Source organism: Longicatena sp. (assembly GCF_982403165.1).
This window is the reverse complement of sequence record NZ_CEVYEL010000033.1, coordinates 1-12,457: the sequence shown is the minus strand read 5'-3', so window position 1 is coordinate 12,457 and position 12,457 is coordinate 1. Positions and strand designations below refer to the sequence as shown.

The following is a 12,457-nucleotide window of genomic DNA, read 5'->3' as shown; positions in this document are numbered from 1 at the left end:
GATCCCATCAAAGAAGATACAAGAATGAGTAAATGTGTACCTACGAAGATGGGATTTTCTTACTTCCTTTTATGTTTTTGCAGAAAAAGTAGATTTGCTAACAAAAGCGAAGATAGCTTTCTTATTTCTTTGTTTTATCAGCTGTGGTAAAATAAGAGAAAAAAAGGAGCGTTTATGCGATTTAAGAGAGTCTATATCGAAATTACCAACACTTGTAATCTTGCCTGCAGCTTCTGTATTCAAAATCAGCGACAGCCACGCAGGATGAATATACAAGAATTTACGCATGTCATTCAGGAGGTACGCAGTGTCACAAGACATGTTTATCTGCATGTATTAGGGGAACCGCTGTCCCATCCAGATCTTCCCGCTTTTTTACAGATATGCAAAGCGAATGATATGGAGGTCATCCTGACGACAAATGGAACTTTATTAAAAAAACAAGTGGATGCTTTATGTGCTTCCCAATGTATCCGACAATTAAATATCTCCTTGCACAGCTTTCCTCAGCATGAACAACCACGATATTTAGAGACGATATGGGAATGTGCGGAAAAGCTAGCAGCCTGTGGTATACATGTGAACTATCGTTTATGGAGCATACAAGATGAAAAGTTAAGCAAAGAAACACAAACACTGTTAACGACCGTAGTAAAACAATATCAGAAGAACTTAGAAGATGTGATGATTAAGCGAATGCATCGTTTTGATTTAGCGGATCATATTCATCTGCATTTTGAGAATATCTTTACTTGGCCTTCTTTGATGAATCCTTTTGTGTCGAAGACAGGAAGTTGTTTAGGTATGAAAAGCATGTGTGGGGTATTGGTGGATGGTACACTAGTGCCATGCTGTTTAGACAGTAAAGGAGATATTGCTTTGGGGAATTTATTTGAGACCCCTTTGGAAGAAATCTTATCATCGAAACGCTGTTTAAAGATGTTGGAGGGCTTTCAAAAACATCAAGTAGAGGAAGCGTTGTGTCAGCATTGCACGTATCGCTTAAGATTTCTATGATATCTTAGGAAAGTAAAGCGAATAACGAGAAACTAAAAAAATGGCCAATGGAGGTATATCATGAAAAATAAAGAGCATTGTTTCCAAAGCATAATAACGATTCCACCGTATCAGGATGGTATTAAGGTTTGTAAACTGAGTGAAAAAGATATAGATGCTATGTATGCCATCTGTATCAGCAATCCCTATTATTTTGCTTGTATGAAAAGCAAACCAACGAAAGCTTCATTGAAAGAAGATTTAACTGCTTTACCTATGGGGAAAAGCATGCAGGATAAGTACTTTCTTGGTTTTTATCACCAGGAGGAATTGTTAGGTTTTTTGGATGCTATTGTTGACTATCCCAATGAAGATTGTTTGTATATCGGATGGTTTATGATTCACAAAAAGTATCAAGGTACGATGTTTGCCCAGACATTGATGAAGACGCTGTTGCATCAGTGTTTTTCTGCTAAGTATGCGCGTTTGGGCTGCATTAAGGGAAATGTCGTGGCCGAAAAGTTTTGGACAAAGTTGGGATTTCATTTTACGAAAGAAGAAATGGATATGGGGAAGTATCAGGTAAGGATGATGGAAACATCACTTTAATAAAAGATAAAGATAATAAGAAGAAATGCTATCGTGCGATACGATCGTAAAGGGGAAGGATATTTCTGTTTGAATGTTTTCAGAACCTATTATATAATGAAAATCAGTTAGGGTGTGACATATGGAACTGAAGGAACTGCGAATATCAGAGAAAAAAAGAGCACTTTTGCATACCATGGGAATTGAAAATGCCATGGATCTTTTAACGTATTATCCGTTTCGTTATGAAAGCGTAGAAACGAAACCACGTAAGGAATGGCAAAAAGAAGATCGAATCGCATTGGAAGGTGTGATTTTAAATCGTGCCAGAGTAATACGCTTGAAAGGCAAACAGAGTGTCACAAAATTTAAACTTCTATATGAAGAGGAAGAATTGGATATCGCTATCTTTAATCGCCCTTGGATATCAGCGTTTACGGTAGGAAAAACAATTACACTTATCGCTAAATATGAAGGTGGTTCACGGATGACGGCATTGCAATATAATTTTCAGCCATTACAGGAACAGCTTGGTATTTTCCCGGTATATAATGTAAAAGAGGGAATCAGTCAAAAAGATATCCGTAAATACATTGATAAGGCATGGCTAGCGCAACAAGAAAGCATTAAAGAATTTCTGCCCATGGAATACTTACAGAAGTATCGCTTAATTTCTCGTTCGCAGGCCTTGTATTTCATCCATCATCCCAAAAATATGGAGGCGGTAAAACAGAGCCTGCGCCATTTAAAATATGAAGAGTTTTTAAAATTCCAAATCACGATGCAAGCTTTAAAGGTACAGGAAAAAGAAGTGGTACATGGACATGAAAAGCGATTTGATAATGAGGAAGTCATGGATCTGCAAAAAACCTTAGCTTTCTCTTTGACCGAGGATCAAATCAAAACAATCGAAGAGATTTTAGCCGATTTGAAGAGTGATCACATCATGTATCGTATGGTGCAGGGAGATGTAGGCTGTGGAAAGACCTTGGTGGCGGCTTTTGGCATGTATGCCTGTGTATTAGCACATAAGCAGGCAGCTTTTTTAGCACCGACGGAAATCCTAGCGAAACAGCATGGAAACAATTTGAAGAAAATCTTTCACGATTATGAAATTCAGGTTGAGGTATTGTATGCCAGCTTAAAGACACAAGAGAAAAAAGATATTTTAGAGCGTTTAGCGCGAAATGAAATTGATATTCTTGTAGGAACGCATGCCTTGTTTCAAGAAGGTGTAGAGTTTCATGATTTGGGTATGGTCGTGGCGGATGAACAGCATCGTTTTGGGGTTGCCCAGCGAAAGAAAATGTTAGAAAAAGGGGATAAGGTTGATTTCTTATTGATGAGTGCTACACCAATACCGCGAACATTAGCCATTTCTTTGTATGGCGACATGGATGTATCCACGATTCAGACATTGCCATCTGGACGTCAAAAAATCACGACAAAGCTGGTGCACGCAAGATCCATGAGTAGTATTTTAGATTTTGTGTTAGAGAAAATTGATGAAGGCAATCAGTGTTATGTTGTCTGCCCGGCCATTGAGAAAAATGAAGATTATGAGATGCGTAATGTCACAGATATCTATCAAGGCATGCAGGCTTCCTTAGGAAGACGTTATCAGATAGGCTTGCTCCATGGAAAAATGAGTGCGCAAGAGAAAGATGCTGTAATGAAAGCATTTGTAGAGGGGGATTTGCAAATCTTAGTATCAACAACGGTTATTGAGGTGGGTGTGGATGTCGCTAATGCCAATATAATGGTTATTTATGATGCACATCGTTTTGGTTTGAGTCAAATTCACCAGCTCCGCGGACGTGTGGGACGCGGCAGTCAACCGGGGTATTGTTTTTTATTAAGTGATTCAAAAGATCCAGATAGCCTACAGCGTTTAAAGGTTTGTGAGAAAACAAATGATGGCTTTGTGATTGCGCGTTATGATCTGGCATTGCGAGGTCCGGGAGATATCTTAGGGACACGGCAAAGTGGTGTTCCGGGATTTATTTTAGGGGATGTTATTCAAGATGCAAATATTTTAGAGGTTGCCAGAGAAGATGCACAAGCATTATTAAAGCACATCCATGATCCTGGTTATGAACAGATAAAAAATTATATTGATATGACCATTGCGCGTGCCACATATTTGGATTAGTGTGATATAATAGCGGTGTGACCGCGCTTTTGATCATACAATGGCAGTTGGTATGATGTTTCGTTTTAGATAAGGGATTCGTGATTGCTTACTAATAAAAGGAAAGATCATACTCATGAAAAGCAAAGGTGACTTTAAATAGGGTATATAAGAAGGAGAAATGATATGAATACGATTTTTGATTGGTTAGAAAGCAAAAAAATTCCATATACAGATAAGGAATTAATACGTCAGGCACTGGTTCATTCTTCTTATGTGAATGAACATAAGACCTTTGCCCACGATAATGAGCGTTTAGAATTTATGGGGGATGCGGTTTTACAGTTATGGTCAACAACCAAGTTGTTTAAATTGACACCGGAATTAAGTGAAGGGCAGATGACCACCTTGCGTGCACAATTGGTATGTGAGGAGGCTTTAGCGGAATATAATCGCAAATTAGGCTTAGGTCGTTATCTTTTGCTTGGGGTAGGAGAAGAAAAGACTGGTGGTAGAGAACGTGATTCCATACTGGCGGATATGTTTGAAGCAGTATTAGGTGCTATCTATTTAGATTCCGGGATGGACAGCATTAATGTTATTTTAGAAGAGGTACTTACGCCAGCCATCACACAACCAAAAAGTGAGAAGGTCATTGACTATAAAACAAAATTACAAGAATATATCCAATCCGATTCACGCAAGACGGTCCACTATGAAACCATTCATGTGTCAGGACCTAGCAATAAGCCGGAATTTGAAGTAGCTGTGATGTTGGATGATATCACGTTAGGAAGAGGAAAGGGTTTTTCCAAAAAGCGGGCTGAGCAAATGGCTGCCAAGGATGCTTTTGAAAAAATGGTGAAATAACTTTGTAGGTGATTTAGTAAACGTGTTCCTACGACTAAAAAAGGATAAATCATGAAATAGAAACCTAAAGTGTTTCTGTTTTTTTACAAGAATGATTACAAGCCGGAAACGGATGGTGTTTTCCCAGAAAGGCTATTGACTTCTTTCGTAAGGGAAGGTATCATAAAAAAGCTGAAAATAAGAAAGGAAACGAATGTATGATATATATTGAATATCTGGTATTAGCGATCCTGGTTGTTTATTTGTCTGTCCGACTATCCTATTATGTGGATTGCCTGGATAAAAAGACCAATTTATCCGGCGCTTTTATCGGGGGAGTCATGCTGGCAGCAGTCACCTCACTGCCTGAACTATTCACTTCATTAACTGCTGTGTTGGCATTAGATCAGCCTGATCTGGTGCAGGGGAATGTGCTTGGCTCTAATATCTTTAACCTTTGTGTGATTGGCGGATTGATGCTGTTTACCAGCAAACGCTATCAACGTGCAACACTGTCAAATTCCCATTCTAAGACGTTATGGTATGGCATCGTCATGTACGCCTGTGTCTTTATAGCCATTTTTTATCCTTATGAACTAGGAATTGGCTTTTTAAAGGTAAATTTGATGTCGGTTCTCATTCTGATTGTTTATCTTGTGAATGTGAAGTTCATGAAACATGATGAAAGTGGAGACAATGTGGAGGATGTGTATATTTCATTAACAGTAAAACAAATTGCTTTGCGTTTTATCATCTTCAGTGTTGCTTTGGTTGTTGTAAGTATCTTATTAACCCAAGTAACAGATAAGATTGCGAATGAATTGCAGTTGGGAGCTACGGTGGCTGGTGCTATCTTCCTTGGAGTGGCAACTTCATTACCTGAGTTGAGTGCTTCCATTAATTTGGTACGTATTGGGAACTTTAATGCTTCTTTTGGCAATATTGTGGGAAGCAATTTGTTTAATTTTATCATTTTATGCTTTGCGGATGTGCTTTATGTCAAGGGTGGTATTTATGTGAATGAGCCACAAGTTTTGAACTTGTTAGGTTTTGGGGCATTTTCCATGCTGGCAACATTAGGTGTTATTTATGGAAAAAAACATCGCGGAGCAGTATTGTTATGTAGTGTGTTGATCTTAGTATCTTACGTGCTGAGTATCGCCTTATCCATGTAGAAGAGAATTTATACTTAGCAGAACTGTTGGCACATAAAAAATTTAAAAATATTAAAAAAGGAAGGACTACGTTTTGACATGTCAGTATGCATAGGCATAGGTTATAGTCCTTCCTTTTTGATGGTATCTTTTTGAGCGTATTTCATAAGGCAAATTCTCTTCATTTATTGAAATAGTTCTTTGTTTGCATTAGAGCTCTTTATAACTTTTTTAAATGTTTCGTATTATGTGTAGGATGGATAGAAAAAGAAATTCATTCCTTATAGAAGTATTTTGAAATTTTGTGAAACTATTTGGATGATTTTGCGTGAAAATTGTCGAAAATTGCATATTTCTTGTTACGTTCATCAGCGAACTTGTCCATCACCGAGAATGATATATTTCTCACTCGTTAAAGCTTCTAATCCCATCGGCCCGCGGGCATGCAGCTTTTGGGTACTGATACCGATTTCGGCACCTAAGCCAAATGCAAAGCCATCGGAAAATCTTGTGGAGGCATTGGCGTACACGCAGGCACTGTCAATTTCTTTTAAAAACTTTTTCACATTCGTATAATTCTCAGATACGATCGTTTCACTATGATGCGTGCTGCAAGTGTTGATATGGGCTATGGCTTCGGCTAAGCTGTTTACCATTTTTATCGAAACCTCCATGTCCAAATATTCCTTGTAATAGTCCTCTTGGGTTGTCGGAATGCATTCTTGATGCAACTCACAAATGGTCATATCGCCATGAATCTTAACATTATACTTTGATAATTCTTGCAATAAAGAGCGAATGAAGCTGTCACGAATGCCGCGATGGATCAAAATACTTTCACAGGCATTGCATACCGACGTGCGAGAAGTCTTCGCATTAATAACAATATCCATCGCTTTTTGCAGATCAGCATCCGCGTCGATATAAACATGACAGTTGCCGGTACCGGTTTCTAATACCGGAACGGTTGCATGCTGCATCGTATTATGAATCAGTCCGGCACCACCACGGGGAATTAAGACATCTAAATAGCCATTTAATTGCATGAATGCCGTTGCACATGCATGGGAGGTGTCTTCTAATAAAGCAATGGTATATTTATCAAAGCCACATCTCATAAGTGCTTCCTGCATGATGGCAACGAGTTTCTTATTTGATTCCAAAATATCCTTAGAACCTCTTAACATAACGGCATTGCCTGCTTTTAAACAAAGAATGGCCGCATCTACGGTAACATTTGGACGAGCTTCATAAATCATCCCGACAACCCCTAAGGCGACACGCATCTTACCAATTTGTAAACCATTTTCATTTGTATGCATAGCACGTATTTCGCCAATTGGATCAGGTAAGGCGATAACCTGTTCAATGCCTTTGATCATCTGTTTCATGCGTTCTTCATTCAACATCATGCGATCTAACAAACCAGCTGGCATGCCATTCACTTTGCCTGTTTCGACATCCTTTTGATTCGCCTTTAAAATGGTTGCCATATGTTCTTCTAAACCTTTTGCGATGGTTGCTAAGAGCTGATTTTTGCGTTTTGTATCCGCATTCATGATTGCGGTGGAAGCAGCTTTTGTTTTCTGTGCCAATTGTTCTAACGTCATAAATTCTCCTCCTTTTTTAAATCAAATAACGTACCACGATACGTATTTTTTAAGATATGATATAAAATTGATGGTTGCTTGCCATTGGCAATGATCATCGGAATACCATGTTCACCAGCATATTGTGCAGCATATAGTTTTGTCACCATACCACCGGTTCCATGCTTACTGCCGGCGCCCTTTGCCATTGCCTGAATTTCTTCGCTGATGTGATTGACGACAGGAATCAGCTTGGCATTTGGATGAAGGGTAGGATTATCATCATACAAGCCATCAATATCAGATAGCAAAATAAGTAAATCGGCATTTGTAAGATAAGCAGTCACGGCACTTAGCGTATCATTATCACCATAGGCAATTTCATCCGTTGCGACACTGTCATTTTCATTGACGATCGGAATGACACCATAAGATAACAGCGTTTCTAACGTATTAACGGCATTTATTCGTAAAGTTTCATTATGGGTTATGGTTTTTGTTAACAGCAGCTGTGCAATGGTTTGACCGTATTGGGAAAAGAATTTATCATAGATAAACATCAATTCACTCTGTCCTACGGAAGCTGCTGCTTGCTTTTCTTTCATCAAAGTGGGGCGATGACGCATTTGCAATTTCGCAACACCGGCACTCACAGCACCACTACTCACTAAGATGACATCTTTGCCACTATTTTTGATATCACTCAATACCATGGCAAGCTGATCAATCTTCTGAAAGTGAAGTCCTCCTTGTGGATGGGTTAAGGTGGAAGAGCCTACCTTCACAACAATTCTGCGCACATCTTTCATTTCTTTCATTTTTTTACAACCCCTTTGTAAATTGTTTCTTATATTATAGACGAGAAACAGAAAACAAGCAAACATTTCTTAGTTACTTAGATAGAACAAAACAAAAAGGACAACCCCATATACGATTCCTTGCCACCTGCATGTAGAGAAGCAAGATTTTTTAGCACTAGGGTGTTGACAGTGCTAAAGAAAAGATTTATACTATTAGCAGACTTAGTAAAAGAGTGCTAAATGGGAGGTAATTTGCAATGGCTAGAAAGAAACAGTTTAAGGCAGAATCAAAACGTCTGTTAGATTTAATGATCAATTCTATCTACACGCATAAAGAAATTTTCTTACGTGAATTGATTTCCAATGCGAGTGACGCAATCGATAAATTATACTATAAATCTTTAAGTGAAAATCTGAGCGATGTCGAACGCGATAAGTTCCACATTTATCTGGAAGTAAATAAGGAAGCTCGTACCTTAACCATTCGTGATAATGGTTTAGGTATGGATAAAGAAGAGCTGGAAGAAAACTTAGGAACAATTGCGAAGAGTGGCTCTTTGGCCTTCAAGCAGGAATTAGAAGAAGAGGAAAAACAGGATGATGTAGATATCATCGGACAGTTCGGTGTTGGTTTCTACTCCGCTTTCATGGTTGCTCAAAAAGTTGATGTCATCTCAAAGAAATATGGCAGTGAAGAAGCTTATATCTGGAGTTCCAATGCAGTTGATGGCTATACGATTGAACCATGTGAAAAGGATAGCTGTGGTACTGAAATCACTTTATATCTGAAAGAGAACAGTGATGATGAAAACTATGATGAATACATGCAGCAGTATGAAATTGAACGTCTGATCAAAAAATATTCTGACTATATCCGTTATCCTATTCAGATGATGGTGGAAGAACAGCGCCGTGTGGAAGAGGAAACAAAAGAAGGCGAAGAAGAAAAAGAACCAAAATATGAAACTGTGATGGAAGAAAAAACATTGAACTCTATGATTCCATTGTGGAAACGTGAAAAAGCAAAGATCACGGAAGAGGAATACAATGACTTCTATAAGAGTAAGTTTAATGACTATACCGATCCCCAAAAAGTCATCCATTTCAGTGTAGAGGGTGCGGTATCCTTTACCAGCTTATTGTTCATTCCAGGTAAGACACCAATGAATTACTATTCACAGGATTATAAGAAAGGTTTACAGCTGTATAGCCGCGGTGTCTTTATCATGGATAATGCAGAAGAACTACTGCCGGAGCATTTCCGTTTTGTGAAAGGTTTGGTAGATTCTCAGGATCTGTCTTTGAACATTTCCCGTGAGATGTTGCAGCATGATCGTCAGTTAAAAGTTATTGCAAACCGTATTGAAAAGAAAATCAAATCAGAACTGTTGCTGATGCTGAAAAACGAACGTGAAGAATATGAGAAATTCTGGCAGAACTTTGGCGTACAGATCAAGTTTGGTGTATACAATGATTTTGGCGCACATAAAGAATTGCTGCAGGATTTATTAATGTTCTATTCCAGCAAGGAAAAGAAATTGATTACACTGGACGAGTATATCAACCATATGGAAGAAGGGCAAAAAGATATTTACTTTGTCAGTGGTGACAAGGTAGAAAAGATTGACCAGTTGCCAATTGTTAAAAAGGTCAAAGAGAAAGGCTATGAAATCTTGTATTTGACAGATAATGTGGACGAATTTGTCTTACAGTCTTTGATGAACTATAAGGAAAAGAACTTTAAGAATATCTCACAGGGAGATTTAGACTTAGATAGTGAAGAAGAAAAGAAGGAACTGGAAAAGAAGGCTGAAGAAAGCAAGGATATGCTTGATGGCTTAAAAGAGGCTTTAGGTGAAAAAGTCAAAGAAGTCAAACTGAGTACACGTTTAGTAGATGATCCGGTATGCTTAAGTGCCGATGAAGGTATGTCCTTTGAGATGGAAAAGGTGTTAAGCGCAATGCCAGATGGCAATCCATACGGCATGAAAGCCACAAGAATACTGGAAATCAATCCTAGCCATCCAATCTTTACCGCCTTACAAAATGTGTATGCGAAAGATAAAGATGCGGTAAAGGATTATGCACAATTACTGTATGATCAGGCATTGTTGATTGAAGGATTCCCAATTGATGATCCAGCAGAATTCTCAAGAAAAATCTGTGAGTTTATGGTTAAAGCAGCAAATTAAGATCGTCGATAAGAGTGAATCATTAAGAAAGTATTATTTAGAAGAAGACTGGCTGTGTGGGGAAACACAAGACCAGTCTTTTTTCGTCTGTGAAAAGATATGTCGGGGATAGACAATTTTGCTTTCTTCACCTTGTGGACTATAGTATAATGAGAGCATGATGGAGGCTTTAGCGATGATACAAAATATTATTTTCGATATCGGGAATGTTTTAGTGACATTTGACCCTTATACTTATTTTCTAAAGTATTTTAAAGAAGAAACCAAAACGCGTACCTTATGTGAACTGATGTTTTCACATGAGGCTTGGTCACAGTATGATGCAGGTATTCTGTTGCGAAAGGATCTGTATGAGATCTATCATCAGGCGTATCCACAGTATCATGAAGAAATGGATCATATGCTGACACATTGGCTAAAGCTGATGGAACCAATTCCGGAAACCTTAGCTTGTATGAAGGAGTTAAAACAGCAAGGCTATGGCATCTATTTGTTATCAAATATCAGTCAGGATAGCGCAGATTATCTGAAAAAGACGCAGGATTTCTTTGCCTATGCAGATGGTGCGGTATTATCTTATGAGCTGCATACCATCAAACCAGATGCGGCGATGTATGAAGAGCTGCTGCAACGCTATCATTTAGAACCGGCAACTTGTGTATTTCTAGATGATGGAGTACAAAATATTGAAAAAGCTTGTTCCTTAGGTATGCAAGGAATCGTTGTTTGTGATATTCAGACAGCTTTACAGGAACTAAAAGAATTGCTGGAAGGAGAGAAGGTATGTTAAGAAGTGGACAAATCCTAACCGGAACGATTGCTTATTTAGATGAATCCAGCAATGGTATTTTGATGGCTGGCAAGGATAAGGTGTTTGTACGTCATGTATTGGCGAAAGAAAAAGTTAAGGTGAAAATACAAAAGCGTTTGAAAGAAGGTTATAGTGCAAATGTTATCGAAATTCTTCAGAAAGATAAGGAACGCATAAAACCGGTTTGTGGAATTTATGAGCGTTGTGGCAGCTGTCATTTAATGCACATGAGTGCGCAGGGGCAAAAGCACCAGAAGCTATCCTACTTACAGAAGTTGTGTGCAAAAAACAAACAGTTGCACATCAAGGCAGAGGAAATTGCCACAATGAAACACCCATATCATTATCGCAATAAGATGATCATTGGTTTTCAAAAGGATAAACAAGGGAAACTGCAGGCAGGCTTTTATGAAGAATTTTCACATCATATTATCCCTTATGAACAATGCTTGCTGCATCCGGAAATCTGTGATGCTATCTTACATACGATTACGGCATTGATGATAAAGCTGCGCATTGAACCTTATGATGAGGATAAGCGAAAAGGGTTACTTCGTCATGTTGTCATACGTTATGGTATGCTTAGTAAGCAGATCATAGTGGTACTGGTCATCAATCAGCAGGTATTCCCAGCACGTAAGGCATTTGTGCAGGAGCTATTGAAAAAGCATCCGCAGATAACGACCATTGTACAAAATGTGAATACACGTAAGACGAGCATTGTCTTAGGTGAACAGGAACGTATTTTATATGGTCCGGGTTATATTGAAGATACCTTATGTGGCTTACAGTTTCGCATATCGGCAAAATCTTTCTATCAGATTAATCATGAGCAATGTGAAGTGTTGTATAAAAAAGGTATGGAGCTGTTACAGTTGACAGGCAAAGAAACGGTTTTAGATGCCTATTGTGGGATTGGAACGATTGGCATGTATGCAGCACAGTTTGCTAAGCAGGTCATTGGTGTGGAGCTGAATAAGGATGCAGTGGAGGATGCTAAGAATAATGCGAAGTTGAATCAAATTCGTAATATTCGTTTTGTTTGCGATGATGCCGGTAAGTTCATGCAGAAGATGGCTGCGAAAAAAGAACGTTTGGATGTTGTAATCTTAGATCCACCGCGCTCAGGCAGTAGTGAAGCGTTTATTCGCAGTGTTGCGACCATTCGTCCTAAAAAGGTGCTGTATATTTCTTGTAATCCACAAACGCAGTTACGCGATTTGCAGCTGTTTCAAAAATATGGCTATGTGGGGGATGTACTGTATGGTGTCGATATGTTTCCGAATACGTTTCATGTGGAGACGGTTGTTCTTTTGTCCCAACAAAAACCAGATGACACGATAGAGA

Annotated in this window: 10 protein-coding genes; 8 read left to right on the top strand and 2 right to left on the bottom strand. The window is 38.6% G+C overall.

Annotated features, from left to right (window positions below; all coding sequences use genetic code 11):
- Positions 1-174: 174 nt before the first annotated feature.
- From AC1VS3_RS08440 to AC1VS3_RS08420, 5 genes are all read left to right on the top strand, one after another.
- Positions 175-1,017 carry a radical SAM/SPASM domain-containing protein gene (locus tag AC1VS3_RS08440; RefSeq protein ID WP_008689178.1) on the top strand — a complete coding sequence of 281 codons (843 nt, stop codon included), beginning with the start codon at positions 175-177 and terminating at the stop codon, positions 1,015-1,017.
- A gap of 60 nt (positions 1,018-1,077) precedes the next feature.
- The gene (locus tag AC1VS3_RS08435) at positions 1,078-1,605 is read left to right on the top strand and encodes a GNAT family N-acetyltransferase (RefSeq protein WP_481275587.1); all 528 of its coding nucleotides are present in this window, start codon (positions 1,078-1,080) and stop codon (positions 1,603-1,605) included.
- A 121-nt stretch (positions 1,606-1,726) separates the two neighbouring features.
- Positions 1,727-3,736 (top strand): ATP-dependent DNA helicase RecG, encoded by a 2,010-nt coding sequence (gene recG / locus AC1VS3_RS08430; RefSeq protein ID WP_008689176.1) that lies wholly within the window; start codon positions 1,727-1,729, stop codon positions 3,734-3,736.
- Between the two features lie 165 nt (positions 3,737-3,901).
- The gene (gene rnc / locus AC1VS3_RS08425) at positions 3,902-4,585 is read left to right on the top strand and encodes a ribonuclease III (RefSeq protein ID WP_008689175.1); all 684 of its coding nucleotides are present in this window, start codon (positions 3,902-3,904) and stop codon (positions 4,583-4,585) included.
- Between the two features lie 197 nt (positions 4,586-4,782).
- Complete coding sequence (locus AC1VS3_RS08420; RefSeq protein ID WP_008689174.1) at positions 4,783-5,739, top strand: sodium:calcium antiporter; 957 nt, start codon at positions 4,783-4,785, stop codon at positions 5,737-5,739.
- Between the two features lie 347 nt (positions 5,740-6,086).
- On the opposite strand, the gene AC1VS3_RS08415 is transcribed toward AC1VS3_RS08420, so the two are convergent.
- Together AC1VS3_RS08415 and proB are read right to left on the bottom strand one after the other, a co-directional pair.
- Positions 6,087-7,328 carry a glutamate-5-semialdehyde dehydrogenase gene (locus AC1VS3_RS08415; protein ID WP_008689173.1) on the bottom strand — a complete coding sequence of 414 codons (1,242 nt, stop codon included), beginning with the start codon at positions 7,326-7,328 and terminating at the stop codon, positions 6,087-6,089.
- Positions 7,325-8,125: a glutamate 5-kinase gene (gene proB, locus AC1VS3_RS08410; protein ID WP_008689172.1), complete on the bottom strand. Its 801-nt coding sequence runs from the start codon at positions 8,123-8,125 to the stop codon at positions 7,325-7,327. Before proB ends, AC1VS3_RS08415 begins: the two co-directional genes overlap by 4 nt.
- Positions 8,126-8,364: 239 nt before the next feature.
- On the opposite strand from proB, the gene htpG reads away from it, so the two are divergent.
- The 3 genes from htpG to rlmD form a co-directional block, all read left to right on the top strand.
- Positions 8,365-10,299: a molecular chaperone HtpG gene (htpG, locus tag AC1VS3_RS08405; protein ID WP_008689171.1), complete on the top strand. Its 1,935-nt coding sequence runs from the start codon at positions 8,365-8,367 to the stop codon at positions 10,297-10,299.
- 175 nt (positions 10,300-10,474) lie between these two features.
- Complete coding sequence (locus AC1VS3_RS08400; RefSeq protein ID WP_008689168.1) at positions 10,475-11,089, top strand: HAD family hydrolase; 615 nt, start codon at positions 10,475-10,477, stop codon at positions 11,087-11,089.
- Positions 11,083-12,457: 23S rRNA (uracil(1939)-C(5))-methyltransferase RlmD (gene rlmD / locus AC1VS3_RS08395; protein ID WP_481275586.1), on the top strand; the 1,375-nt coding region annotated here is incomplete at its 3' end. The genes AC1VS3_RS08400 and rlmD, both read left to right, overlap by 7 nt.

Coding starts and splice junctions, on each gene's coding strand:
- recG (WP_008689176.1), top strand. CDS start 1,727: ATGGAACTGAAGGAACTGCGAATATCAGAGAAAAAAAGAGCACTTTTG.
- AC1VS3_RS08435 (WP_481275587.1), top strand. CDS start 1,078: ATGAAAAATAAAGAGCATTGTTTCCAAAGCATAATAACGATTCCACCG.
- proB (WP_008689172.1), bottom strand. CDS start 8,125: ATGAAAGAAATGAAAGATGTGCGCAGAATTGTTGTGAAGGTAGGCTCT.
- rnc (WP_008689175.1), top strand. CDS start 3,902: ATGAATACGATTTTTGATTGGTTAGAAAGCAAAAAAATTCCATATACA.
- AC1VS3_RS08415 (WP_008689173.1), bottom strand. CDS start 7,328: ATGACGTTAGAACAATTGGCACAGAAAACAAAAGCTGCTTCCACCGCA.
- AC1VS3_RS08420 (WP_008689174.1), top strand. CDS start 4,783: ATGATATATATTGAATATCTGGTATTAGCGATCCTGGTTGTTTATTTG.
- htpG (WP_008689171.1), top strand. CDS start 8,365: ATGGCTAGAAAGAAACAGTTTAAGGCAGAATCAAAACGTCTGTTAGAT.
- AC1VS3_RS08440 (WP_008689178.1), top strand. CDS start 175: ATGCGATTTAAGAGAGTCTATATCGAAATTACCAACACTTGTAATCTT.
- AC1VS3_RS08400 (WP_008689168.1), top strand. CDS start 10,475: ATGATACAAAATATTATTTTCGATATCGGGAATGTTTTAGTGACATTT.